We start from the raw sequence: 26,511 nt of genomic DNA on the forward strand, positions 1-26,511 counted from the left end.
CTTCAACAAGATACTGACTCCAATTTAAAATCAAAGATATCATATGAATCAACAAAAAGTCAATCTGTAAATAGAGTCTTCACTACTTCCGGATACAACTTGTACTCTGCCTCATGAATCCTAGCTTCAAAGCTTTCTATGGTATCATCAGCTAGTCGCGGCACACGTACTTGTTTGATGACCTTTCCTGTATCCACTCCAGAATCCACCCAGTGAATGGTCACGCCAGACTGATCCACGTCAGCATTCCAAGCATCCTCAATCCCATGAGCTCCTGGAAATTCTGGCAGGTAGGCTGGATGAATATTGATGATTCGACCTTCATAAGCTGCCAGCAAGGTGGGCCCAACGATTTTCATGTATCCTGCTAGACAAACCAAGTCAATCTGGTGCTCTTCCAAGAGTTCGACAATGGCTGCTTCGTAGTCTGCCTTGCTCTCAAACTCCTTAAGTTCAAAGGCATAGGACAGAACGCCGAGCTTGTCTGCACGCTCAAGCACATAGGCGTCACGATGGTCTGAAAAGACAAACTCTACTGGAAATTGTTCCGCTATCACCTGAAAATTTGAGCCATTACCAGAGGCAAAAACCGCTATTTTTTTCATTTGATGATGACACTTTCGTTTTCTTTCTTGACGATACGACCGATTTCATAGACTGGTTCATCCAACAATTCCTTGATACGACTTACATTTTCAGGGCTAACTGCCAGCATAAGCCCCACACCCATATTGAAGATTTCAAACATTTCTTCATGTTTGATTTTACCATATTTTTCAAGAGCTTTGAAAATAGGAAGCACTGGAACCTTGTCTTCCTCAATCTCAGCTGCTAGGTCATCTGCAAACATACGAGGGACATTCTCGATAAAGCCACCACCTGTGATGTGGGCAATGCCGTTGACCAACTCTTCCTTGATGAGTGGCAAAACAGCCTTGACATAGATACGAGTTGGCTCAAGAAGAACGTCCTTGAGTTGCTTGCCTTCCAATTCTGGAAGAACTTCCTCACCTGTGTAATCCGCAAAGACACGACGGACGAGAGAGTAACCATTGGAATGAATCCCACTTGAAGCAAGTCCGAGAAGAACATCTCCCTCTGCCACCTTTGAACCGTCAATGATTTGAGATTTTTCTGCAACACCGACCGCAAAACCAGCCAAGTCATAGTCATCTTCGCCGTACATGCCAGGCATTTCAGCCGTTTCCCCACCGATGAGGGCAGCACCTGCCTGCACACAACCTTCTGCCACACCAGCAACCACTTGTTCTAGCTTAGCTGGTTCATTCTTGCCAGTTGCGACGTAGTCAAGGAAATAGAGGGGCTCCGCACCTGCAGCAATGATATCGTTGACACACATGGCCACACAGTCCTGACCGATAGTATCGTGCTTGTCGTACTTGATAGCCAGCATGAGTTTGGTTCCGACACCGTCAGTTCCTGAAATCAAGACGGGTTCTTTAACCCCAGTCTTTGAAAGGTCAAACATACCACCAAAACCACCAAGAGCTCCCATAACACCTGCACGCTCCGTACGAGCCACGTGCTTCTTGATCCGTTCAACAACCTCATAACCCGCTTCAACATCCACGCCAGACTGGGCATAAGCATTTTTATTTGTCATTTTTATGTTCCTTTTCTTTGAGAAAGATTGCGACGTATTTTTAGATAAACAATTATTTTATCTAAAAATACTAGTCAGGTCTCTAGCTTTGTTCCCATAGGAGAAAGCGTCTACTGACAAATGCTTTAGCTTTTAGTCAGTAGTGAGACGTGGAGCATAAGCATTTTTATTTGCCATTTTTATATTCCTTTTCTTTAATGGAGGATCTATTGTCTATTTGTAAAAACTCGTCTTTTCTTCCAAACTTCTACGATAGTCTTCTTCATAGTCGTAGAGAGGCGTTGGGTAGTCACCATCAAAGTAAGCGACACATAGACCACCATTTGGCGCATCTGTTTCAATACCAATTGAATCAATCAACCCCTCAACAGAAAGATAAGTCAGACTGTCCGCACCAATGATTTGGCGAGTTTCTTCGACCGTATGATTGGCCGCAATTAGCTCCTGACGGGTCTGGATATCAATCCCGTAGAAACATGGATAAGCTAGCGCTGGACTACCAATAGCAACGTGAACCTCAGTTGCACCCGCTTCTTTCAAGAGCTGAACGATCCGACGAGAGGTTGTTCCACGTACAATAGAGTCATCAATCATAACCACACGCTTGCCTTTTACAACACCAGAAACAGCAGATAGTTTCATCCGCACCCCTTGCTCCCGCAATTCTTGAGTCGGTTGGATAAAGGTACGTTGGGTGTATTGGTTCTTGATAAGTCCCATTTCATTTGGCAGACCAGATTCTTCCGCAAATCCCATAGCCGCGCTAAGGGAAGAATTGGGCACACCGACCACAATATCTGCTTCATGCTTGAATTCACGCGCCAATTGAGCACCCATACGTTTACGTGCCGTATGAACATTGACACCATGAATGTTAGAATCAGGGCGAGCAAAATAGATATACTCCATAGAACAGATTGCTAACTGAGTATCATCTGTATAGCTATCATACTGGATGCCCTTGTCATCAATGATCACAATCTCACCTGGCTTCAAATCACGAATCCATTCAGCACCAATAACCTCAAAAGCACAGGTTTCAGAGGAAACCACCACCGCTCCGTTGGCCATTTTCCCGATAGAAAGTGGACGGAAACCATTGGGGTCAAGAGCCGCAATCAACTTGTCCTCAAACAGCAAGATATAGGCAAAACCACCTTTGACAAGGCTGAGCGCTTCCTTGATTTTGCCCATCAGGCTAGGATTATGACTGCGACGAATGAGGTGAGCCAAGATTTCAGAGTCCGAAGTCGCACTGAAAATCGCTCCTCTATCTTCCAATTCTTTCTTGAGAGAGGCAGCATTGGTCAAGTTTCCATTATGAGCCAAACCAAACTGCATATCGTGAAAACGGAAGAGGAAAGGCTGGATATTATCTACAGAAGCTTCGCCAGCAGTCGCGTAACGCACATGCCCAATCGCACCAGTTCCCGTCAATTTATCCAAATTAGCAGGATTTCTGAAGACTTCTGATAAAAGTCCCATGTCACGATGGCGCTTCAATTGTCCCTGATCGTTGGAGAGGATTCCTGCCCCCTCCTGACCACGGTGCTGAAGACTATGGAGACCAAAATAGGTCAATTTAGCAGCATCTGGATGTCCCCAAATACCGAAAACACCACATTCTTCATTAAGAGATTTTACTTCGTATGTCATTTTATATACCTAATTTTCATTTGTGTATCATCAAGAGCTAGATTTACCTGACTTTTACATTACTGATACTATCTATTAGAAAATCTGCAAGTCTTATTTTCCAGTAAAGTATTTAACCGCTGACGCGAAGAGGTGCTGGTCTTTATTTCCTGGTATGTTTTGGAAAAGACCGTCTTCATAACGTTCTGAGTGTCCCATCTTACCGATGATTTGGCCGTTCTTGCTGGTAATTCCTTCGATGGCATGGACAGAACCATTCGGATTGTACTTAGAGTCCATACTTGGTTTTCCATCAAAGTCAACGTATTGGCTAAAGATTTGACCATTGTCACGGAGCTCCGCAAATTCCTCAGCCGTCACGACAAATTTCCCTTCACCGTGTGAAACAGGAATGGCGTGGATGTCACCCACTTGCACCCCAGTCAACCATGGTGAGTTGGTATTGGCAATCCGAGTTTCCACCATCTTGGCCACGTGTTGATTGGCATCATTGTAGAAGAGGGTTGGACTAGTACTATTAGCATCCTCGAAATTCCCGTATGGAAGAAGACCTGATTTGACCAAAGCCTGGAATCCATTACAGATACCGATAATCAAGCCACCACGGGCGATAAAGCTATCAATAGCTGCACGCACTTTTTCATTAAGCAAGATGTTGACGATAAACTTAGCTGAACCATCTGGCTCGTCCGCAGCTGAGAAACCACCTGCAAAGAAGAGAATGTTAGCCTTACCGATGTTGTCAACCATGGTTTCAACTGACTTGACAATGGCTTCTTCATTGAGTGTCACGAATGGCACCAAGTTAACCTCTGCGCCTTCTTTTTCAAATGCCTTGGCTGAGTCATATTCTGAGTTGGTTCCCGGGAATACTGGGATATAGACCACCGGTTTTTCAACCTTTTCTTTTGCTTTAATCACAACATCTGATACCACAGCTGGTACTTCAGCCAGTTCTTTGGCTTGAGCAAATTCTGTTGGGTAAACTTCTTCCAATTTGCCTTGGAAGGCACTGTCAAGTTTGTGTCCATCTAGCTTCACACCGTTGACAGTCAGTGTAAAGGCTGCTTTCGTTTGTCCAATCTTCTCTAATCCAGCAATTTCTTCAGGCGATGTGAAGACAAATCCGCCCAATTGAGCTGTCAAAGAACTTTCAAGTTCAGGCAAGATTACCTCCGCACCGATATGGTTCCCAAAGGTAGCAAGAGCCAAACTTTCAACTACACCACCGTATTTGACAGCTGATGCAGATGTTACTTTGTGTTCAGCTTGGATGGCTTCAAATTGAGCAAAGTTAGACTGAATCAAGTCGAAATCAATCTCTGCAGAGAGGGATTGACCTGGAATGTAGTAGATGTTTTCACTGGCAGTCTTGAACTCAGGAGAGAGAACCTTACGGCTATCCGCTGTCGTCACCCCAAAGGCAACCAAGGTTGGTGGTACGGTTAATTCTTCAAAGGTACCAGACATAGAGTCCTTACCACCGATAGATGGCAAGCCAAGCTGAATTTGTGCCTCGATAGAGCCTAGGAGAGCTGCTACTGGCTGACCAAAACGCTCAGCTTGTTTATCCATACGCTCGAAATACTCTTGGTAAGAGAAACGAGCCTTAGACCAGTTGGCACCAACAGCCACCAAACGAGCAGTTGCTTCAATAACCGCATAAGCAGCACCGTGGTATGGAGACCATTCTGCAATATAAGGATTAAACCCTTGAGCCATGACAGACGCAGTATGAGTCACACCGTGTTGGACTGGCAATTTCTGTACAGATGCCTCAGTTGGTGTGAGTTGATAGCGACCACCAAGTGGGTGATTAACCGTTGAACGACCGACCGAACAGTCAAAGATGGTCTGCAAGCCTTTTTGACTCGCATGGTTGAGGTCAGATAGAACCGCAAGGGTATCTGCTTCCAGTGTGTCAGCGCTTGTTGTACGCTCTTCTGGGAGTTTGACATCCTTGTCCACAACCTTTGCATCGACAACGACACGTACACCATTGGTATCAAGGAAACGACGCTCCAAGTCCACAATTGTCTCACCATTCCAGTGCATAACCAGATTTGGTTTTTCAGTGACTGTCGCAACCACAACAGCGTCAATATTCTCTTTGTTACATTCTTCAACAAAGGCATCTACGTCTTCAAGACGCACCACAACCGCCATCCGTTCTTGTGATTCAGAGATGGCAATTTCGGTACCATTCAAGCCCTGGTATTTAAGAGGCACCTTGTTAAGATCAATTTCAAGACCGTCTGCTAATTCACCGATAGCCACACAGACACCACCAGCACCAAAGTCATTAGATTTCTTGATAACACGAGTGACATTGCCATTACGAAAAAGGCGTTGAATCTTGCGTTCTTCGATAGCATTCCCTTTTTGAATCTCAGCACCAGCAGTCTCTACAGACTCAACCGTTTGAACTTTAGAAGAACCCGTCGCACCACCGACACCGTCACGCCCAGTCTTACCACCGAGGAGGATAATGACATCGCCCGCTTCCGGTTTTTCACGGACAACATTGCCCTTGGGAGCCGCACCAACAACGGCACCAAGTTCCATACGCTTAGCAACGAAACCTGGGTGGAAATATTCACGAACGTAGGTTGTTGCAAGCCCAATCTGGTTACCGTATGAAGAATAACCATGAGCCGCTGTTTTAGAAATGACTTGTTGTGGCAGTTTCCCAGCGCGAGTTTCTGAAATCGGTGCTGTAATATCACCAGCACCTGAGATCCGCATGGCTTGGTAAACATATGAACGTCCTGACAATGGGTCACGAATGGCTCCACCAATACAGGTAGCAGCCCCACCAAATGGCTCAATTTCCGTTGGGTGGTTGTGAGTTTCATTCTTGAACATTAGGAGCCATGGCTCTTTCACACCATCAACATCCACTTCGATTTCTACTGAGCAAGCATTGATTTCGTCTGACACTTCCATATCATCCAAACGTCCATTAGCACGCTCATAACGACCGAAAATAGTCGCCATATCCATCAAGGTTTGCGGTTTTTCAGAACGCCCCAACTCATCACGCATGGCAATATACTTGTCATAGGTTGACTGCAATTGCTTTTGAAATTTAGAAGCTGAAAAGTCGATGTGTTTCAACTCTGTCTCAAAAGTCGTGTGACGGCAGTGGTCAGACCAGTAAGTGTCCAAAACCTTGAGTTCTGTTTCCGTCGGCACGCGCCCGATTGACTTGAAATAGTCTTGGATAAAGAGTAAATCATCCACTTCCATGGCCATCCCTTGCTCGGCCTTGTAGCGAGCAAAGTCTTCTGCCGTATAGCTTTCAAAGAAAGTCAATTTTGGAATGGTCTTGTCTGACTCTGAAAATTCCTGCTTGGCAATCCCTACCGTGATGTCCTTGAAACGAGAATCAACTGGGTTGAGCAGATAGTTCTTGACCGCTTCCAACTCAGCCGCATCAATATCTTTATTCACCAAGTAAAGTTGGGCTGTATTAACCGTTACATCAGTCGAACTTCCTAGTAAAAGCAAGGCTTCCTGCGAAGATGCTGCACGCTGGTCAAACTGCCCTGGTAGGCTTTCAATGGCAAAGAAAGCATAGTTGGCAAGATCCGCCTGCACAGCTACTTCATCCAAAACATGGTCTGTCACCTGCTCAGAGAATATGTGCTTCTCTGCAGGTGCAAACAAGTCCTCAACCAAGTCAAAGACATCATACACTTGCACGATGCGAATACTTTTCAAGCTTGAAAGTCCCAAGTTATGCTGGAGTTCTCTAACCAAACTCTCTGACTTGACCTGAAAATCAGCCTTTTTTTCAACAAAAATACGTTTATCCATCAATTCTTATTCCTTTATTTCAGCTCTTGCAATGTTTCCAAATGACCTTGAGAGTCTTGCAAATAGATTATTTCAATTCCTTCAACTTTTCCCAAACAATCTCATAAACGTCTGTTAGCTCTCCTAATCCCCTACGGAAAACATCCTTATCCATGTGGTTGCCATCTGCATCCCACAAACGGCAGTTATCTGGTGAAAATTCATCTGCCAAGATAATCTTGCCATCCTTGTCAAAACCGAACTCTAGCTTAAAATCAATCAACTTAAGCCCAATCTCAGCAAACCAGACCTTCAAAAGTTCATTAATACGACGCGTTTCTTCCTTCAAGTAGACGATTTGCTTGTCATCCGCAATCTGTAGGAATTTCACATGCTCGTCATTGATAAATGGATCATCCAAATCATCATTTTTGTAGTAAAATTCGACAATCGGAGTCTCCAAGGCAATTCCCTCATCCACACCAAAACGTTTTGAAAAGGAGCCAGCAGTATAGTTGCGGAGCACGACTTCCAAAGGAATAATCTTAACCTTTTTATTGAGTTGTTCCGTGTCTGAAAGCTTCTCCACAAAGTGAGTCGCCACACCAGCCGCATTTAATTTCTCAAAAATAAAAGATGAAATCTGATTATTCAACACTCCCTTGCCCGCAATCTGCTCCTTCTTAACACCATTGAAAGCAGTCGCCTGGTCCTTGTAAGTTGAAATAATAAGATTTTCATCCTCAGTTGTATAGATATCTTTAGCTTTTCCCGAATAGATCAATTGTTTTGACATTTTAAAGTTCGCCTTTCGTATTACTTGAGCACATTCTACCATAAAAAACCTAAAATTACAAGAATTTAACCGAATAAATAACGTGGTAACCTCAAAAATCATAAAGAAAAAACTGCAAGAAAAAGATTTCTCACAGTTTTAAAATCATTTAACTCTAAAAACACGAACATTACTCTTTGCTCAAAAATTGATCTAAATAATAACGTAGATAACTTTTCCTGCCCGTAATCATCTGCAGACGACCTTCCACCCCGTACCGAAGTTTTGCAGCCTGCTCAGAAGTTAGATTAGTCTCCGCCTCAATTTTAAAGAAATTCCCTTTTTCAGTCTTGGTAGCTGTCGCATCAATACTTGTAATAGTAGAATCTAGGAAAAGTTGATTTTTGGCATCATGAGTCGTAGTATAGCGAACAGAATCACCGACCTTAATCCTTGCTACATCCTTTGAACTAAGATAAGCTGTTAGTTTGGCTTTTCCTTCTCTTTCCAAAGATGGATAGAGTTGGGCTAGTAGGGTACCTTCTGCTACCATGGTAGAATCACTAGACTCAGGATTAAGGTGAAGCACCCCATCCTCACTAGCCGTAATTTTCCCCTTGTCTAGAAGATTTCCCTGAACCTTCCTACCTGACTCTGCCTCCAAGATTTTCTGGTCTAGAAGGGTCAATTCCTGACCAACCTTTGCTAAGTGTTGAGATTTAAGGGACTCTAATTGACTGCTTAAGCCTGACGCATAGGCTTGCTGGGTACCTGAACCTGCATACTGAACACGGTAAGTAGCAAGACTAGATTCTAACTGAGAAAGCTGCGCTTCAACCTGCGTAACAGCCTGGGCCTTAGCTTGCGGATTTTCCTCGCCCTGAGACTTGTAGGACTGGTAGAGAGAGTAGGCTAGATTCTGACTAGCCAAGGAAGCACCTGTTTCAATAGCTGACTTAGCTGTCTGGTAATCGCGAATTTTAGCCTCTGTTTGACTGATGAGGTTCCCGATTTCAGCTTGGGTTTGGCTAGCTGCTGCATTCTGGGACGCGATGGTCTCATTTTGTTGCGATGTACTAGCCCTAAGACTAGCCGCTTGGCTGAGGTAGTCGCGAAAGGTGGCTTGGTAGCCAAACTTATCCTCCTCTGGAAAGTGGTTCTCCCCTTCTTGCAGACTTTTTTGCAAATACTCCAATTGCTTTTTTTGATCCTTAAGCATGTCCAACTGACTGTCATAAGACTTCGCTTGGACACCCTCTGCCTCTTCCTGATATTGAACCAGAAGCTCCCCCTTCTTAACCAGCTTATTTTCTTCCAAATGATTGACAAGAATACGATTGTTGCTAGTTGACTGGATATTTGAAAGGATACGACTAGGCTCGACAGTAGCTCTAGTTGATAAACTCATCTCCTTCTCTGCAAATGTTGCAAAGCCAAGTAAAAACACGAGCAGAAGGGACATGGGGACAATCACCCGACTGGAAAAATTATGGTAACGACGATTATAAAACTCCGCACTTTCTAAAAATTCTGGTTTCATCCTCTCCTCTTTCTAGCTATTTACCAAATGGGCATAAAAGCCACCCTGTGCAAGCAAATCAACATGCTTTCCTTCTTCGACAATCTTGCCCTGATCCAAGACAACAACCTTCTCTGTCCGCTCAGCAATGGTCAAGCGGTGGGCGATGAAAATCAAGGTCTTGTCTAAAGCCATGAGATTATCGACAATTCGCTTCTCTGTCAAAATATCCAAACTGCTGGTCGCCTCATCCAAAATCAAGATCGGCGCATCTGTCAAGAGAGCACGCGCCAGAGCAATTCTCTGACGTTGACCACCTGAAATCCCTGCCCCATCCGAAGTCAATTCTGTCTGGTAATTCAGTGGCATGCGCTCAATGTCCTCCCGAATCTCTGCCAATTCGACCGCCCGTAAGATATCCTCTTGAGTCGTCCCTTCCTTGGCTCCAAGGAGAAGATTCTCCAAAATCGTTCCGTTAAAGACATAGGGCTGTTGAGGCAGATAGTTAATATACTGGCGCAGAGCCTTTTTATCAATCTGATTGAGATTGACACCACCCAGACTAATCTCCCCTTGACTTGGGTCGTAAAAATTAACCATCATCTTGGCCAAGGTCGTCTTACCTGACCCCGAAATCCCCACAAAAGCCACCTTAGAACCCTGCGGAATAGTCAAATTGATATCTGACAAGACGTCTCGACCATAGCCATACTTGTAGGAAACCTGCTTGAAGGTCATCTCTCCCTTCATCAAGCTCAGATCCTCAACTGTTTTCTTCTCCTCAAACTCCGAAGCTACCAGATACACTTCATTTAAACGGTTATTGGCAACCTGCGCTGTTTGAAGCTTGGTTTGCAGGTTGATGATATTCTCCAAAGGATTGGTAAAGTAAACAAGCAAGGTATTATAGGTAATCAACTGCCCCAAACTCATCTTGCCATCCATGACCAAAACAGCCCCCATCCAGAGAATACCGACATTGAGCAAGAGATGGGCAACTTTTTTCAGAGCCTTTTGCTGACTCTCTGCCCGACTATAGGTAAAGGATTTTTTCAGATAATCCACAAATTCCTTGTCAATTTTTTGGTAACGCTGACTTTCACTGGTCAAGGACTTGATAGTCTCAATACCGTTGATGTCCTCAATGATAGAAGAAGACAGAACCGCATTAGCTTCCATGGTGTCCCGATTCATCTTTTCAAACGGCTTCATAAAGGCAAAGATAATCACTGTGTAGATCGGAAGTGCCAATAAAGTCATGAAAAAGAGATTGGTATTTTGTGAAAATAAAACAAGGGAAATAATGACAACCGTTGACACATCTAGGAAAATCGAAAGAATGGTCGAAGCCAGCGCATCAATGATACTGTTAGCATCCGTGAAACGAGACACAATTTCCCCTGTCCTGCGTGTCGCAAAGAAGGACATAGGTAGGTGAAAAACATGCTTGATATAGGACAAAATCACATCAATCGACAAGCGTTGCCCCAAAACAAGTAAGAGATACTCCTGAGCGTAAGACAAGACCTGCTGGAGAATATAAACGATAACCAACCCAATAGAAATAATCCCCAGTGTCGAACGCATCTGATCTGGCACATAGGTATCAATGATAGACTGCAGATAATAAGAACCCACAATATTAATCAAGGTTACCAAGAGTGTTGCCAAAACGATATTGGCAATCAAACCACGCTGTTTCACTAATATAGGGATAAAAGAGAGCAGGCCATTCTTCTGATCCTTATGAGGCTTGTAGTCTGGACTAGGTGCCATAAACAAAGTAACTCCTGTCCATTCTTCCGCAAAACGCTCACGTGGCAGTTTGGTCAATTTCACCCCAGGATCTGGATCGGCAATATGAATGCTATCCTTATCCTGCCCAGTCACCACATAGTAGTGGAGCAATTTTCCTTCCTTAAGCACATGGGCAACAAAAGGAAAAGTCAGATCTGGCAAGTCAAAAAGCGTCATATTCGCCTTGATGGCCCGCGTCTCAAAACCAAGCTCCTCTGCCACCTTGACCAAACCCAAAGCCGTCGTCCCATCCATGGTCGTCTTAGCCAATTCTCGCAAGTGAGCCAAAGAATAATAACTACCATAGTAGCCAAAAACCATGGCTAATGAAGCTACACCGCAGTCCATCTGATCCACCTGCGGACGATAGTGACGTTTCCCAAATTTCATATTCATCTCCTTTTTCTAAACTCATCTGATAATAACTATCTTACCCCAATCCCCAAACAAAAACTGGACTTCCTTCCCAAATGTGCCTATCTACCTCCCAACTGCACTTTTTAGATAAAAAAATAGGCAGAACAAACGTCATGCCTAAAATATATATTTATTTCTTTTTCTTCCTAATTCTTTTGTCAATCATATACAACACGATAATCGAAAACAGCGGTGGTACAATATAACTCTTTTCACTCATTGTCAGCTGAAATCCCAGAGTTGCTAGTATCTTAAAGATGAAAATATTCATCAAAAATACATGTAATACTCAAGGAAAATCAAAAAGCAAACTAGGAAGCTAGCCGCAAGCTGTACTTGAGTACGGTAAGGCGACGCTGACGTGGTTTGAATTTGATTTTCGAAGAGTATAAAACTCCAAATAAACACCTCAACTACACTTTTTTTGGCAAAAAATAGGCAGAACAAACGTCCTACCTACTAAAAATATGCTATTGAAAGGAAAATGATTTTTTTCTGACACCCTAGGCAAGCTTGGGACAAATAAATCATTGATAGTAACCTTTACGACATCCTATTTAAAGTTACTTCAATTTTTAATGTCTCTGCTATTTCTAAGCCACCTCTGGTATGATCTATTTATAGTCAGAATAGATAACACAGTTCTAAATTACGATTCATAGTTACTCCTTTTTTTGATTCGTTACTATAAGACACCTATTCCCTATAGAACGTCTACTACCTCAAATTTATCCATTCTTTTTTTCTTTACTTCTGTATAAAAGAATGAAGACCATCATAAATAATGCAATCGTTGGTATATTGAAACTATCAAACCAAGTAGGTAAAGATACTTTATTCATATCAGCTACTAATCTGATGATGATATAAGACATCGAACTAAGTAATACCATGATTTCAGGCCAAACTTTCAGTATTGATTTAACAAATTTCATATTAAACTCCAATGTGATGCATTCTTAGATTCTAGCCTAGCTATTTTCAGCGCAGACTAACAAGTCATTCTTAACTGTTTACTCTACTCGCTTTTTATTGACCTTATATCCTAGATAAAAGAACCCAAATAAAACAGGGTAAATTTCTGGATAAAATAGGGTATTGATTGGATTTCTCAAAATCAAATACGTTGCGATGTAGATTATGAGCGATACGGTAAAATAACCCTCAGCAAAGCCTAATAAAAATGTTTTCATAGAAAGCTCCTATTTACCTGACAAGAATGGCGGAAAAACGCTACCATTCATATACACAAAATCCTTTTGATTCATGTTCTTCATTTATAGTTTTGATTATTTTTTGACAAATCTTTGCGAAAAATACCAAAATATGCTGAGAAAAGCAAACCAACCAAAGTCCATTGCCAATTAAAGGATACTAACGAACCTGTACGAATCACATGAAGCGCGACATTAAGAATTATTCCCAACAAAGGAAATATCGTGGCTAGTTTAGGTAACAATGTATTGAGATTAAGGTTGCGATTATTCATTATCTAACGCCCACGACGAGCCAAATCTGAACCAAATTTGTAACCAGCATTAAAAATTTGTACAGCAGCATTCAGTACTCCTGCAATCCCAACTGCTTCCGCAAGACCAAAACCACCTTTTGTTCCCACTAATTCATCGTCAGATAATTGATAAAATTGTTCTAAGTTCATATTCGTCATTACTCCTTTGTATTATATTTTATTGCTATGTAAATGATTAAAATGAGTATTGGATAAGTAAATACTTCTGAAATATCCATAAAATTTACACTATACTGTCCAGATAATATTTTATAGTCAATTAAAATTTGAACGATAGTAAAAATAATACGTAGCGATAACAATACCCCTAATAATATCACTTCTTTTTTTAAAAACATAGAAATGCCTCTCTGACTACAATCAGATTATGGTCTATTCGCATAATACCCCAAAGCTGCTCCTCCAGCAAAAAGCGCTGCTGCTCCACCTGCTACTGCTGCACCTATCTTCCAGATAGACACTCCGGCGATTACAAGAGGCAATGCTCCCCCATCCACATCCATCAACTCTTCTTCTGTAAGAGCTACAAAGTTCTGTTCCATTTTGTCAAAATTTGTCATCTTTTTTCTCCTCTTGTTCTATTTTTTCTAAATCTTATCTTCTAAAAAATGGGGTTCCAATAAATACACCGCGTAACAATAGACCTGTAATTAGACCCCGTTGATAGCTTTCCTTGCTACCACCCACCAGCAAGGCTAAGTCGCTTTCCTTTAATACTTCAATAGTATACTTATCATTCATTTCATTCATCGCTTATCCTCCTAAAAACCAAAACCTCTACGAAATCCAATGTACCAATCTACAAGGGTCTTCGTCCAATTTTCTCCACCTTGAATATCGGTCAATTCTTCCGAAGTTAGCTCAACAAATCCGTAATAATGTTCTTTCATTATTTTATTCCTTTCTTTTTCCTCTCACTTATTTATTCGAAAAAAATTTCGAAAACGTACAACTAAATTAAATTTTATTTAAAAAATAATTTAATGAACCACGGATACAAGATTGGTAGATACATGAACTAGGCTCCTTTCTTTTTCCTCTTACTTATCTATTCGAAAAATAATTCGAAAATGTACAACTAAATTAAATTTTATTTAAAAAATAATTTAATGTACCATGAATAGAAAATCGGTAGATACATAAACCAGACTCCTTTCTTTTTCTTCTTACTTATCTATTCGAAAAACAATTCAAAAATGTACAACTAAATTAAATTTATTTAAAAAATAACTCAGTGAACCATGGGTAGAACATTGATATAAACATGAACTAGGCTCCTTCCTTTTTCCTCTTACTTATCTATTCGAAAAGGAAGTCAAAAAAATAAGAATATCAGAAAATTTTCCGACATTCTTATTGATAAATTTGTAAGTCTATTAAAACTATTCTACCTTGTAAAAAAATCCCTCGGTACTACCATTGATAAGTTGGTGTCCAAACCATAAGCGGTCTTGTGTAATATCAGATGAGTCGGTATAGCCATTATCTGCAGAAGAGGTGACAGACATGGTTATAGGGATTCCTGCTGGTAAAAAAGCAATAGCTGCACCAGCACCTCCATCTTTCGAAATAGAATTTGCCTTAAGATAGTGGTCAATTTCTTTAGCATATTCAATTGAAATCTTGGAATGATCACTTACTAAACCATTTTTGTCAAAGGTGAATTCAATACCTGTACGATTCCTCCAAGTGCCTGCGACACTAGAAAAATCTCCATTTTGAATTGCAGAAATATCCATCCCTTTACTTTCTGACGGAAGGGTTGTTTCTCCATTTATGAGACTTGTCACAGATTTCCAAGAGAAAGATCTTATGTCAAGGGAAGGTGGTTTTGTCCCCAGTCCCTCTTCTGTATCTGATTCAATGACTAGTTCTAACCGTGTTCCATCCTGATTCAACTTGTATAGTTTAAGTTGGATTTGATTAATAGATACTCGGGTAGATAATTGAAAATAACCCTTTTCTAAAGGATTAAAATGTACTCGCTCTCCAATAAAGTCCAGATTGTTTTCTGCATTGGTCAGTCGAATAACTTCACCATTTTTAAGAGTTCGAATATCTAATAAGTCGTAATAGTTAGAATCCATTTTTAGGGCAATCAAAAGTTCGTCCGTACCGTCTTGGTCTAAATCATACAAGCTATACTGTAATCCAGAATATTCGTTAGGATAAGTGTTTTTTAAGTTTGCTTTTGAATTGACCTCTGTAGGTGAAGCAGGAGAATCATCTAATACTTTGGCATATTCTTTAAGGACAGGATTATATAGGGTGTAATCAGGTTTCTTCTCTTCCGATGTAGAAGAAGTTGAACTAGTACTTGAAGCAATTGCTTCAGAACTTGCTGAGGAAGTGTTTTCACTCTGAACTTGGCAAGCAGTTAAAATAGGAACAGCTAAAATACTAATACTGAATAGAAATAATTTTTTCATATGTTTAATTTTACAATTTGAAATTGTTTTTATACCCATTCACCATTGTAATTGACACGATAGCCATCAGGTGTAGTTGTATTGATTGCGAGTGCACCAGAGCTATAGGCATAGTACCATTTGCCAGATACTTTCATCCAGCCTGTTTTCATAGCTCCTGAATCTTGAAGGTAGTACCAGCTACCGTTATCTTTGACCCAACCTGTCTTCATCGCACCTGAGCCGTCGAGATAGTACCACGTGCCGTTGTCTTTTACCCAGCCAGTTTGCATCCAACCAGAGTTATCAAAACGATACCAAACACCATTGATTTTTTCCCAGTCATTAGTTGTATAAGTGCCATCTTCGTGTTTATACCACCAGCGACCATTCGAATACATCCAAGTAGATTTAGACTGATGGGTCGTCATGGTTGTATCCGTGTTAGAATAGTTTCCAGATGACGAACTTGTAGAAGTTGACGAGCTAGATGAATTCGAACCTGATTGAGTTGTGGTGTTAGTATTTGAATTTGTTGAAGGATTTCCGATAGTCACCTCTTTTCTAACTTTAAAGACACGTTTTCTATTATCAACTGAGTGATCGTGCGGAGAGCCAGCTTCTCCAGACATCTCCAAGATGTATGTTCCGGCAGGAAACTGTCTGATATCGAAAACATCCCCTTTAAATTTATTACTATAAATTAAAGGCAAAAGAAATTGGTCGTTGACGTCATTAGTTAGACCACTAAAGATGACATCATTATTATGTTGGTACACAATCTTTCCGGTAGCCTTATCAATTAGAGTAACATTTCCTCTAGCTGCATTATCTCCTCCGTGTTGTAGTGGCTCTGAGAGTACACCTTCAAAATTAAATCCAAAATGATGAATTTCAACCTTTGTAATTGTTGCTTCTATTTGTTTTTCAGTACTCGTATTCGAGATAGTATTTGCTTGATTAGTCGATAAGACTTCTAGTTTGGTCACATAAGTGTAAAAAGGTGCCCCTTTCCCTACGTTTTCTCTAACATCGGCTGTTAGTTTGTAACGAACTCCATCTAATTCAAACTTCATGGTATAGATACCATAATCTGTTGCTTTAAAGACAATTGTTTTACCGTTAAATGTAGCAATGCCGTTGGATTCAAAACTTGCAAATTGCTTAGAGAATTCTTGTCTATAAGCATTATCTACCCAATCAACCGTTGTAAATTCACCATCAGAAAATGCTCCAAGTTGTGCTTTTCTTTTTTCTACAAGCGTCACATCTGTTGCGACTAAATCTGTATCACGATAACCAGGAGCAGGTTCTTCAACATAAGCATTAGCTGCAGGAGACCAGAACTTGACCATCGGGACGCCACTTGCTGCATTGACACTTGAAATTGTAGCTCCTGTTGCTAGGAGTGATAAAACTGCTGTAGTCGTTAAAACGATTTTTTTCATAATTTTTGTATTCCTTTTCTTTTTATCTATTTTTTATAATCTTATCCTAGACCCACTCACCGTTGTAATTGACACGGTAACCATCAGGGGTCGTCGTATTGATTGCGAGTGCACCAGAGCTATAGGCATAGTACCATTTACCAGATACCTTCATCCAGCCTGTTTTCATAGCACCTGAGCTATCAAGATAATACCAACTACCGTTATCTTTGAGCCAGCCAGTCTTCATAGCACCTGAACCGTCGAGGTAGTACCACGTGCCGTTGTCTTTTATCCAGCCAGTTTGCATCCAACCTGAACTATCGAAGTGATACCATATATTATCTAATTTTGCCCACTGATTGTAAGGGTAAGACCCATCAAGTTGCATAAACCACCAACGAGAGCCAGATTGTCGCCAAAAACCCATACCCCTACCAATATCTTGCATTTGAAAAAAGAAACCTGGTTTATTAGTCCCGTTAGACTTACCTTGTTTTGTTTTCTTACTAGTATGAGTTCCGATTGCCTTCAAGTCTTTGTCAAAAAGACTCGCCTTAGTCGCAAATGTTTGAATCTGAGAAGAATTTGCTTCTGTATATTGAATGGCCTTTCCATAACCACCAGCTAATTCTTCAGAGCCACCAGATGATGTTCCGAAACTTTGTGCAACGGTAATCCATCCATTTTGAGTGACAGGGTTTTCAAAGGCTGCCAAACCCATATAGGTCAATTCTGAATTGATTAAGGATTCGTAGTGTCCAGTTTGACCAGATACACTTGCCCCACTACGAGATTTGACGTAATCTGCTTTTTCGTCATACCATTGATTAATAGCTGTCATAAATCCATCATAGTTCCAAGCTAAGTTTTCGGCTAGTGAAAAATTCCCTGAAGGCCAGGCACTCCAAATATCTTTATTAGATAAACGTTTATGATGCCTAGTTACAGAGGCTTCTGCTGCCCGAACGAAGGCTGTTTTTTCTAGTGCAGTTGACCATTTGATAGGAACATAGCTAGTAACTAGACCTTCATCTGCTGCCTCTTTTCGAATGGCATTGATACGATCTAAGATAGCCTGTTTATCTGGCGTTAAGAAAGTCCCTTCAATCCCAACTAGAGTAGTACCAGAAGAAGTACTAGTGACCTCAGAGTTTAAGATATTGTAGGATTGACCATTGATTGCTTGAGTGGAAACCAGCCTATCATTAGCAGCTACTGATTGTGATGTAACAATTCCTACCCCAAGAAGTGATAGAGCTGAAATCGTTGCAAGTGTGAACTTTTTAGCTTTGGTGTCCATTTCGTGTCCCCCTATTTTTATTTATTGTAAAATAATCAGTTTGTCCTAAAATCTAGACTTTTTTGGACAAACTTGATAAAATGAAAGTGTAATAATAATTGGTCAAAATGCTGGATTTTAGAACCTTTTTTCTAACGAAAACGCTTCTAAAATAGACTGTATTTTCTGTCCAAAAAATCCTAGGTTTTTTGACAAGAACTATGAATTTTTTATCCAATTATGAAAGGTGCTTTTTGATACTCCTAAGATGTCTGCACCTTCTCGTAAGGTTATTTCTTTTTTCTTATATTGAGCTATCACATCAGGGAGATTATTCGGGACAACCAATTTTGGTCTACCGAATTTCTTCCCTTTTTTCTGTGCTTCCCGTATTCCTTCCATTTGTCTTTGTTTGATTTGTTCTCTTTCAAACTGTGCCACATAAGATAGGACTTGTAAAACGATATCGGAGATTAGTTTTCCTGTGATATTATCATTGCTATTCTTTGTATTTAATAAAGGGAAATCTAAAACAGTTATATTTACTTTCTTTTTCTTAGTAATTGCTTGCCATTGTTCTAAAATTTCATCATAGTTTCTTCCCAACCTATCAATTGATTTAATAACCAATTCATCATTTTCTTTCAAGGTAGTTAATAATTTTTGATATTCCATTCTGTCAAAATCTTTTCCTGAAACGTAATCAATAAAAATATTCTCTTTTGATAATTTGTTTTCTACTAAGGCTGAAAATTGCCTATCAATATTTTGTTCTTTTGTAGATACTCGAACATAACCGTAACGCATAAAAACTATCCTTTTTACACTTATTGTAAAATATAAAAGAGGGCAAAATGCCCTCAAGGAGTAGTGTATTCAATTTCTAGCAATTATATATTAGTTCAAGCTACTTCATCAAGACTTAAAAGTATGTAAAAAATCACAAACTAAGACCTTCTTCATTCCTTTTCTTCAACTTTCCTAATTTCTATACCTATTTTTTTTCAAAAATACATGTAAAACTCCAAATGATGCAAATAGACACTTCAACTGCACTTTTTAGCAAAAATAGGCAGAACAAACGTTCTGCCTACTAAAAATATGATATGAAAGGAAATTGATGTTTTACTGACACCCTAGGCAAGCTTGGGACAAATAAATCATTGATAGCAACATTTACGACATCCTATTTAAAGTTACTTCAATTTCTAATGTCCCTGCTATTTCTAAGCCACCTCTGGTATGATCTATTCCTAGTCAGAATAGATAACACCGTTCTAAATTACGATTCATAGTTACTCCTTTTTTGATTCGCTACTGCAAGATTCCTATTTACCTGATAAGAGGAAAGATGGTCCTCTTTACATGTGCAAGATAATTTTGAATCAGATTCATCATTTATCGTTTTGATTATTTTTTGACAAATTTTTCTGTTTTCTTCTCCGAAGACTTTAAAAATTTTTTTCTAATTAAATCATCCATATAGGGACCAAATATACCAACTACTAAACCAATAATAAAACTTTTAAAATCCATAATTACCACCAACATGTCGCTGCATAGGCCACACCTCCAAGTATAGCTCCTCCCGCAGTACCAGTTGCTGCACCTTGCCAGGTTCCTGTTTTAATTCCTAGCTGAAGACCTCGTGCTGCTCCTCCTCCAACACCTGCTTTGGCAAAATCTCCCCAATTGCATCCGCCACCTTCAAGGCAAGCAAGCATCTCAGTATCCATAATTTCAAATTGTGACATCGTTTTTGTATTCATAACGAATACCTCCTTTTTTATTTTTAATATTTGTCTTGTTACAAACTTGACAAGTTTGGTATAGCGGTGTTTATTAAATTGTTTCATCCAAATCTTGAATTACTGAAATAATCATTCCCTGTATTCCTCTTATTTATCTATTCGAAGATAAATTCGAAGATAAATTCAAAAATATAATATATATCAATTTTAATAAACTATATTAATAAAATGCATTGTAAACATTTCGACCAAATGCTCTACCAGCATTATAGATACCACCGAAAAATCTTCCCGTACTATCAATCACTTTATGGACATCGATGTTAATATTACCTCTCCATGACACTCGACCGCCCTCTACTGTTGCTAAATCTTTTTCTGTGAGACTTGTAAATCTTTCTTCAATTTTTATCATATTCATTGTATTTGTTCCTCTTTATCTATAATTTTTTATTAAAATAAATAATTGTAAACCATTTCGCCAAACTTCTGTCCCGCCCAATAAACCGGTCCTAAAAGTAATGTCCCTAAAGCATAAACCCCAACTACTCCAACTATGAAAATCAATACTTTTACAGGAATTGACTGCAAACTGTAAAAGGTCTCTACCCTAGTAATCCAACTTTCTATCATGCGTTCCATCAGCGCTCTTCCTTCCCTGTTAACGTCCACGACGCTTAGCATGTGCTCCTGAAGCACCATCTACCGCACCCAATAAAAATGTTCCTGCAATTGCGACTCCTCCAACTACTACCAGACCAATTAGCAAGCCTCCTTCTACATCGGCCATTTCCTCATGACTCATTACATGAAAACTATCTTCCATATTTTTAAATTTTTCCATCTTATTCTCCTTTTTTGATTCTTAACAATTGAAAAAGGTAGTTTTTTGTCTTTCCTTTTTCATATATTCTATTCGTTGTTATAGATAACCTTTACTCTCTAAATATTATCTTAGAATCCAAATAATGCACGACGGAACCATAGACCTGTATTTAAACCCCGTTGATAGCTTTCCTTGCTACCACCCACCAGCAAGGCTAAGTCGCTTTCCTTTAATACTTCAATAGTATACTTATCATTCATTTCATTCATCTCTTATCCTCCTAAAAACCAAAACCTCTACGAAATCCAATGTACCAATCTACAAGGGTCTTCGTCCAATTTTCTCCACCTTGAATATCGGTCAATTCTTCCGAAGTTAGCTCAACAAATCCGTAATAATGTTCTTTCATTATTTTATTCCTTTCTTTTTCCTCTTACTTATCTATTCGAAAAAAATTTCGAAAATGTACAACTAAATTAAATTTATTTGAAAAATAATTTAGCAAACCACGGATAAAAAATTGGTAGATACATGAACCAGGCTCCTTTCCTTTTCCTCTTACTTATTTATTCGAAAAAAATTTCGAAAATAAACAACTAAATTAAATTTTATTTCAAAAATAATTTAATGTACCATGAATAGAAAATCGGTAGATACATAAACCAGACTCCTTTCTGTTTCCTCTTACTTATCTATTCGAAAAAAATTTCGAAAATGTACAACTAAATTAAATTTACTTGAAAAATAATTTAGCAAACCACGGATAAAAAATTGGTAGATACATGAAGCAAACTCCTTTTCCTCTTACTTATCTATTCGAAAAACAATTCAAAAATGTACAACTAAATTAAATTTATTTGAAAAATAATTTAGTAAACCATGGATAGAAAATTGGTAGATACATGAATTAGACTCCTTTCTGTTTCCTCTTACTTACTTATCTATTCGAAAAAAATTTCGAAAATGTACAACTAAATTAAATTTATTTGAAAAATAATTTAGTAAACCACGGATACAAGATTGGTAGATACATAAACCAAACTCCTTCCTTTTTCCTCTTACTTATCTATTCGAAAAAGAATTCGAAAATAAACAACTAAATCAAATTTTATTTCAAAAATAATTTAATATACCATGAATAGAAAATCGGTAGATACATAAACCAGACTCCTTTCTGTTTCCTCTTACTTATCTATTCGAAAAAAATTTCGAAAATGTACAACTAAATTCAATTTATTTAAAAAATAACTCAGTGAACCATGGGTAGAACATTGATATAAACATGAACTAGGCTCCTTTCTGTTTCCTCTTACTTATCTATTCGAGAAAGAATCCAAAAAAATAAGAATATCAGAAAATTTTCCGACATTCTTATTGATAAATTCATACAAGTCTAACAGATATTAGACATTGAGATGTTTTTTAAGGGTTCTTCTGGCTGTTCGTGATACGGGGAAGTGCAGACCTTCTAACAGAGTCACTTCTGTCGCAGTCATCTCTTCAATAGCCTGTAAACTGACTAACGTATTGCGATTGGCATAGACAAAGTAATCTTTTTCAGCCTTGGCAGCGATATCCTTGAGACTGCCATAAATGGTCTTGATAGAATGATTGGCATAATAGACCTTGATACGATGGGATTCCACTGAAGTTTCAAAGGCTAAAATTTCATGGTAGGGCAGAGTGAAGCCCCGTCTTCCCTCAAAACTATAGGTAAAGAGACGCATATTTTCCCTCTTATCTACTGCCAGTACATAGTCCAGACAGCGCTCCAGCTGATGACGGTAATCTTCCTCTGGCTGATCCTTAGAAATAAAATCCAAGGCAGACAAGTGGTAGCGAAAAGCTAGAGGCAAGGACTCCGAGTGCGTGGACACAAAGACAATGCTTGTAAAAGGATCCCGCTCCCGAACCTGTTGAGCAACCCGAAAGCCCCGTTCACGCTCTCCATCAATCTCTAAATCCAATAAATAGAGCTGGTAATGGTCAAAATACTGAGAATACTTTTCAACATCTCCATAGTTTTTAGCAATATCAATTTCCAATCTCAAATTGCGAGTGCGACCAATATCTAGTAAAGTCTGCTCTATCCGTCCTTGCTGGACTCTATCGTCTTCCAAAACTAAAATTCTCATTCCTCTCCCCCTCGTCTCTCATCCTTAAACGGCAATTCTAAATCTTGTCTAAAAGTCGTCTCTCCTAGCTGGGTATCTAAGTTTAAATCATAATGAAAAACCATATCTTCCAAGGTCGCTAAGCCCAGTCCACTGTGGTTACCCTTTGTAGAATACCCCTTTTGACTGAGAATGCTGGGATTCAGTTCTTCTTTCTTACGAGTGTTTTCAATGATAAAACGGACACTCCTATCACTTGCCAATAAAGCAACCCTAATCTGCGGATTTTCCGCCTCACTGGCTGCCTCTAAGGCATTTGTCGTGAGGATAGAGAGGATACGGATAGCCTCCAACATAGGCAAAGCCAGCTCTTCGACAACCCCCACCGTCTCCAAACTAAAATGAATTCCCTGATTATCTGCCACAATCATGGCTTTTGCCAAGGTATTACGAATGGCTATGTCATGGATATTGTGAAGATTAAAGGCCGTGTAGTCCGCCTTTCTCAGCTTTTCATTGGTCTTCAGAAAGACATCTTGATAAATGGTAGACACCTCAGCCATATCTTGATTCGCTATGGCAGGCTCCATGCTAGCGACAATCCCTGCAAAATCATGACGGAAACCTCGAACCTCATCATAGAGATGACCCAACTTATCCACCATCCCTTGCAAGGAACGATTTTCTTCTTCCTGTCTCTGAATGGTCTGCTCATCACGATAAACCTGCTCTAAGTGTCTGATATAAAAGAGCCAGGAGAAAAAGAGAATGAAAATCAGGAGAGAAATGGTCGTGTCAAAGCGAACGTAAAAAGAACTATTTCTATTGGTCATGAACGAAGAGAATATCCTAAATCCAGTCAGAGGTAGGATAATGAAAAAGCTCTTACGATAGTGGGTTTTGAAAGCATCTGAAAAGAATAAATCCAAATCCAAAGACCAACGCTTCATAATTTTACAACATAGAAAGATTGATAATAAATCAAATATAGATATATATAAAGTAGAAAACGAATCTACGAAACAACAATGCTCACCAGATAATACACGAATCCAAATTGTCAAAAATAAATAACGAATACTTTGAAAGAAGAGAAAAAGATACAGAAAAAGATACAGAGAAAGAAAAAGAGATTCCCCTTTTCCCTTGTGCAATACTAATAAAAAAATACAGTAAAAGTAGATAAGAACTCCTATATGAAATAATTCTCCAAATGTTTGACGAGCAGATAAACTAATTAAAAATATAAGTATCCAATAACGTTTTTTATAAAATTCTGGGGAAATTTGAGCGCCCAAATAAATAGTAGGCACTATGGTTGAAACGACTACCAACAGTAGATATATCACAGAAAATAAGAATTCTAAAATAAGCATAAATAAATCTAATCTCTAACTAATACTGTGAATTTAAGCAACGTGTCTACCCGTACCAAATAATTTATTGCACCATTTTACAGTATCTTCAAAAATCCCTCCACCATTCACTTCCTCCAATACCTCTGAGGTTAACTCTTCAAATTGTTCCAATTCTACAAATGTATTTTTCATTTCCATGACAGACTCCTTTTCATTATTTTATAGATAACTCTATCCCCTGCTTCATCTACAAAAGGCTTTAGTTTCCTTTTAAAATACAAGAAATCTAAAGCCTCCTGAAAATGGTATATTGGTTAGAGTGTTAACGATTAGTTGTGAAGATGTTATTTTTATTTAACCACAACCACTTTATAATATTCGTTTGAGTGTGGAGATTCAATCTTAATTTTTTGACCATAGAAACCATCAATTTCTTTATCAAGATAATCTGAAACTCCTGATGGCAAGCGTTTCATCTTCAGAATCTCACCAGATTGATCCGCATAGGCAAGGATGTGATAGTGAGTAGTGGTTGCTCCATCATCAATCAATACAAAGTAACCTGTTTTAAGCTTACCTTGCTCATTTTCTAGATAGTATAATTTATTGTTATTGATTGTAAAGTGGGTAGCTCCAAGACGAAGTCGTGCACCTGGGTCTTCTAGATAAAGATCATTACCAACTTTTTTGATTTCTGATCTAGTTGTCATCTCTGGAAGTGGTAATACTCTACGACCATCTGCTCCAAAGTAATATCGACCTGGTAGATTTTGGAAATTATGAATAACAGCTTTAGGATCAATTTCTTGTCCTTCTTCTTTATTATCCACTAGAGCTAAGGTTGTATTTGAAACCACATCCCCATATTTATTAGAAAACTTCTTAAACTCAGGTTTTATATACCAGGCATTCTTTTCAACAACGACCCCATTTTTTCTATAAATAAGATGATAATCATACCCATCAGACAAAGTAACAATATTTGTGATAATTGTATCATCCGCTTGAGATTGTTCAACCTGACTAGGGAGTTTGGTCAACATATAACCATCCTTACCAATAACATAACTTTCCCCATCACTGGCTGGGACAGCTCTATCTGCGACCATAGCACCTGATTTTTCAAAGTAAGACCATTGACCATTTGCAGTTGCCCATCCTGTTGCCATAGCGCCACTGTCTTTGAGGTAATACCATGTAGACCCTTCTTTGTACCAATCTGTACGCATGGCGCCACTATCTGCTAGTGAGTACCATGTGCTACCTTCCTTGTACCAGCCAGTACGCATAGCGCCACTATCTGCTAGGGAATACCACGTATCACCGTCTTTGAGCCAGCCTGTCTGCATTTTACCAGTGCTGTCGAAGTGATACCAAGAACCTGCGTTTTGTACCCATTTATTTTTAGCGAGACTACCATCTTGAGAAAGATTCCAGTCAGTGCCATTTTTAACCCAAGTATCTGCAGCCTGTGCTTGGTTGATAGATAAAAGTAGACCAGCACCTGCAAGCAAACCAAGTGTGAGTAGTTTAGATTTTTTCATAGCCATTTCCTCCTTTATTGAATAGCTATAAGAGGGCTTCCCCTCTTTATTTAGCTATATTCTAATACTTTTCATTGTCAAAGTCAATAATATTGTGAAAGATTAGACAATGTTATCAATACCTACAAATTGTATTTTGAGCTATACCATATTGCTATAACTCTATAAAAATCCTTTCTTTTTTCTCCTTTTTGGAGATTGATTTTTTCTAACTCCATTATATCCCCTATTTCTCCTCAGATTTCTACTGTCCCTAGAAAGACTAAATCTGTTCCTAAACGGTCACTTATACTCAATGAAAATCAAAAAGCAAACTAGGAAGCTAGCCGCAGGTTGCTCAAAACACTGTTTTGAGGTGGCAGATAGAGCTGACGTGGCTTGAAGAGATTTTCGAAGAGTATTAAGCCAAATAAAAAAGTCCAAAGCAAATGCCTTGGAACTCCGATTTCTATTTTCCTTGAATGATTTTAACCACATCTCCTACACTTTGGAGTTGGTCAATTTCCTCATCGCTGATTTCGATATTAAATTCATCTTCCAGTGTCAAGATAAACTCCATCAAGTCAACGGAGTCCGCATCCAAGTCATCTTTTAGACTCAAGGATTCTGTCACGACAAAGTCCTCTCCCTGTCGCTCTTGGATAATGGTCATAATACGGTCAAAAATTTCTTTTTCTGTCATCT

Annotated in this window: 31 protein-coding genes; all 31 read right to left on the minus strand. The window is 39.2% G+C overall.

The window, feature by feature from the left end:
• Positions 1 to 59: 59 nt before the first annotated feature.
• The gene (gene purN, locus HT679_RS07780) at positions 60 to 605 is read right to left on the minus strand and encodes a phosphoribosylglycinamide formyltransferase (RefSeq protein ID WP_173213948.1); all 546 of its coding nucleotides are present in this window, start codon (positions 603 to 605) and stop codon (positions 60 to 62) included.
• Positions 602 to 1,624, minus strand: a complete 1,023-nt coding sequence (purM, locus tag HT679_RS07785; protein ID WP_173213950.1) for a phosphoribosylformylglycinamidine cyclo-ligase — start codon at positions 1,622 to 1,624, stop codon at positions 602 to 604. The genes purN and purM overlap by 4 nt, the downstream gene beginning before the upstream one ends.
• 213 nt (positions 1,625 to 1,837) lie before the next feature.
• Complete coding sequence (purF, locus tag HT679_RS07790) at positions 1,838 to 3,280, minus strand: amidophosphoribosyltransferase (protein WP_049522364.1); 1,443 nt, start codon at positions 3,278 to 3,280, stop codon at positions 1,838 to 1,840.
• 93 nt (positions 3,281 to 3,373) lie between these two features.
• Entirely contained in the window at positions 3,374 to 7,099 is a 3,726-nt protein-coding gene (locus HT679_RS07795; protein ID WP_173213952.1) for a phosphoribosylformylglycinamidine synthase, read from the minus strand.
• 67 nt (positions 7,100 to 7,166) lie between these two features.
• Positions 7,167 to 7,874, minus strand: a complete 708-nt coding sequence (gene purC, locus HT679_RS07800; RefSeq protein WP_173213953.1) for a phosphoribosylaminoimidazolesuccinocarboxamide synthase — start codon at positions 7,872 to 7,874, stop codon at positions 7,167 to 7,169.
• A 169-nt stretch (positions 7,875 to 8,043) separates the two neighbouring features.
• Positions 8,044 to 9,393, minus strand: a complete 1,350-nt coding sequence (comB, locus tag HT679_RS07805) for a competence pheromone export protein ComB (RefSeq protein ID WP_173213954.1) — start codon at positions 9,391 to 9,393, stop codon at positions 8,044 to 8,046.
• 12 nt (positions 9,394 to 9,405) lie between these two features.
• Positions 9,406 to 11,559, minus strand: coding sequence for a peptide cleavage/export ABC transporter ComA (gene comA / locus HT679_RS07810; RefSeq protein WP_173213955.1), 2,154 nt, complete (start codon positions 11,557 to 11,559; stop codon positions 9,406 to 9,408).
• Between the two features lie 755 nt (positions 11,560 to 12,314).
• On the minus strand, positions 12,315 to 12,521 hold the full coding sequence (locus HT679_RS07815) for a bacteriocin immunity protein (RefSeq protein WP_000673799.1): 207 nt from the start codon (positions 12,519 to 12,521) through the stop codon (positions 12,315 to 12,317).
• A gap of 78 nt (positions 12,522 to 12,599) precedes the next feature.
• Positions 12,600 to 12,779: a hypothetical protein gene (locus HT679_RS07820; protein ID WP_173213956.1), complete on the minus strand. Its 180-nt coding sequence runs from the start codon at positions 12,777 to 12,779 to the stop codon at positions 12,600 to 12,602.
• Positions 12,780 to 12,859: 80 nt separating this feature from the next.
• Positions 12,860 to 13,075 carry a bacteriocin immunity protein gene (locus HT679_RS11410; protein ID WP_138705309.1) on the minus strand — a complete coding sequence of 72 codons (216 nt, stop codon included), beginning with the start codon at positions 13,073 to 13,075 and terminating at the stop codon, positions 12,860 to 12,862.
• A 3-nt stretch (positions 13,076 to 13,078) separates the two neighbouring features.
• Complete coding sequence (locus HT679_RS07825; RefSeq protein ID WP_001047583.1) at positions 13,079 to 13,246, minus strand: class IIb bacteriocin, lactobin A/cerein 7B family; 168 nt, start codon at positions 13,244 to 13,246, stop codon at positions 13,079 to 13,081.
• 8 nt (positions 13,247 to 13,254) lie between these two features.
• Positions 13,255 to 13,455 carry a hypothetical protein gene (locus HT679_RS07830; protein WP_023940558.1) on the minus strand — a complete coding sequence of 67 codons (201 nt, stop codon included), beginning with the start codon at positions 13,453 to 13,455 and terminating at the stop codon, positions 13,255 to 13,257.
• 27 nt (positions 13,456 to 13,482) lie between these two features.
• A complete protein-coding gene (locus HT679_RS07835; protein WP_000180815.1) occupies positions 13,483 to 13,677 on the minus strand; it encodes a class IIb bacteriocin, lactobin A/cerein 7B family in 195 nt (64 codons plus the stop codon).
• A gap of 34 nt (positions 13,678 to 13,711) precedes the next feature.
• Positions 13,712 to 13,867, minus strand: a complete 156-nt coding sequence (locus tag HT679_RS07840; protein ID WP_171039272.1) for a hypothetical protein — start codon at positions 13,865 to 13,867, stop codon at positions 13,712 to 13,714.
• Between the two features lie 11 nt (positions 13,868 to 13,878).
• Positions 13,879 to 14,007 (minus strand): smi_0059.1 family bacteriocin-like peptide, encoded by a 129-nt coding sequence (locus HT679_RS07845; protein WP_000658221.1) that lies wholly within the window; start codon positions 14,005 to 14,007, stop codon positions 13,879 to 13,881.
• A 492-nt stretch (positions 14,008 to 14,499) separates the two neighbouring features.
• Positions 14,500 to 15,546: a DUF6287 domain-containing protein gene (locus HT679_RS07850; protein ID WP_173213957.1), complete on the minus strand. Its 1,047-nt coding sequence runs from the start codon at positions 15,544 to 15,546 to the stop codon at positions 14,500 to 14,502.
• A gap of 29 nt (positions 15,547 to 15,575) precedes the next feature.
• On the minus strand, positions 15,576 to 16,973 hold the full coding sequence (locus HT679_RS07855; RefSeq protein WP_173213959.1) for an N-acetylmuramoyl-L-alanine amidase family protein: 1,398 nt from the start codon (positions 16,971 to 16,973) through the stop codon (positions 15,576 to 15,578).
• A 46-nt stretch (positions 16,974 to 17,019) separates the two neighbouring features.
• The gene (locus HT679_RS07860; RefSeq protein ID WP_173213961.1) at positions 17,020 to 18,255 is read right to left on the minus strand and encodes a CAP domain-containing protein; all 1,236 of its coding nucleotides are present in this window, start codon (positions 18,253 to 18,255) and stop codon (positions 17,020 to 17,022) included.
• Between the two features lie 198 nt (positions 18,256 to 18,453).
• Positions 18,454 to 19,041, minus strand: a complete 588-nt coding sequence (locus HT679_RS07865) for a recombinase family protein (protein WP_023935475.1) — start codon at positions 19,039 to 19,041, stop codon at positions 18,454 to 18,456.
• A gap of 603 nt (positions 19,042 to 19,644) precedes the next feature.
• Entirely contained in the window at positions 19,645 to 19,770 is a 126-nt protein-coding gene (locus tag HT679_RS11595; protein ID WP_007284823.1) for a PncF family bacteriocin immunity protein, read from the minus strand.
• Positions 19,771 to 19,772: 2 nt separating this feature from the next.
• Positions 19,773 to 20,003 carry a bacteriocin-like peptide BlpU gene (gene blpU, locus HT679_RS07870; protein WP_173213963.1) on the minus strand — a complete coding sequence of 77 codons (231 nt, stop codon included), beginning with the start codon at positions 20,001 to 20,003 and terminating at the stop codon, positions 19,773 to 19,775.
• 202 nt (positions 20,004 to 20,205) lie between these two features.
• Positions 20,206 to 20,406 (minus strand): SPPN_00645 family bacteriocin-like peptide, encoded by a 201-nt coding sequence (locus tag HT679_RS07875; RefSeq protein WP_050207636.1) that lies wholly within the window; start codon positions 20,404 to 20,406, stop codon positions 20,206 to 20,208.
• A gap of 32 nt (positions 20,407 to 20,438) precedes the next feature.
• Positions 20,439 to 20,627: a hypothetical protein gene (locus HT679_RS07880; protein WP_050967306.1), complete on the minus strand. Its 189-nt coding sequence runs from the start codon at positions 20,625 to 20,627 to the stop codon at positions 20,439 to 20,441.
• 19 nt (positions 20,628 to 20,646) lie between these two features.
• Positions 20,647 to 20,829: a hypothetical protein gene (locus HT679_RS07885; protein WP_050967307.1), complete on the minus strand. Its 183-nt coding sequence runs from the start codon at positions 20,827 to 20,829 to the stop codon at positions 20,647 to 20,649.
• A gap of 110 nt (positions 20,830 to 20,939) precedes the next feature.
• Positions 20,940 to 21,080, minus strand: coding sequence for a hypothetical protein (locus HT679_RS07890; protein WP_155640144.1), 141 nt, complete (start codon positions 21,078 to 21,080; stop codon positions 20,940 to 20,942).
• Positions 21,081 to 21,091: 11 nt separating this feature from the next.
• Positions 21,092 to 21,220, minus strand: a complete 129-nt coding sequence (locus tag HT679_RS07895; RefSeq protein WP_000658221.1) for a smi_0059.1 family bacteriocin-like peptide — start codon at positions 21,218 to 21,220, stop codon at positions 21,092 to 21,094.
• Positions 21,221 to 22,214: 994 nt separating this feature from the next.
• The gene (locus tag HT679_RS07900) at positions 22,215 to 22,946 is read right to left on the minus strand and encodes a response regulator transcription factor (protein WP_173213965.1); all 732 of its coding nucleotides are present in this window, start codon (positions 22,944 to 22,946) and stop codon (positions 22,215 to 22,217) included.
• Positions 22,943 to 23,758: a GHKL domain-containing protein gene (locus HT679_RS11415; RefSeq protein ID WP_240149586.1), complete on the minus strand. Its 816-nt coding sequence runs from the start codon at positions 23,756 to 23,758 to the stop codon at positions 22,943 to 22,945. Before HT679_RS11415 ends, HT679_RS07900 begins: the two co-directional genes overlap by 4 nt.
• Before the next feature lie 576 nt (positions 23,759 to 24,334).
• Entirely contained in the window at positions 24,335 to 24,481 is a 147-nt protein-coding gene (locus tag HT679_RS07910) for a smi_0057.1 family bacteriocin-like peptide (protein WP_173213969.1), read from the minus strand.
• A 152-nt stretch (positions 24,482 to 24,633) separates the two neighbouring features.
• A complete protein-coding gene (locus HT679_RS07915) occupies positions 24,634 to 25,827 on the minus strand; it encodes an N-acetylmuramoyl-L-alanine amidase family protein (protein WP_173213971.1) in 1,194 nt (397 codons plus the stop codon).
• A 448-nt stretch (positions 25,828 to 26,275) separates the two neighbouring features.
• Positions 26,276 to 26,509, minus strand: a complete 234-nt coding sequence (locus tag HT679_RS07920) for an acyl carrier protein (RefSeq protein ID WP_173213973.1) — start codon at positions 26,507 to 26,509, stop codon at positions 26,276 to 26,278.
• Positions 26,510 to 26,511 lie beyond the last annotated feature (2 nt).

It is taken from the genome of Streptococcus sp. 4886 (assembly GCF_013276485.1).
GTDB lineage: Bacteria > Bacillota > Bacilli > Lactobacillales > Streptococcaceae > Streptococcus.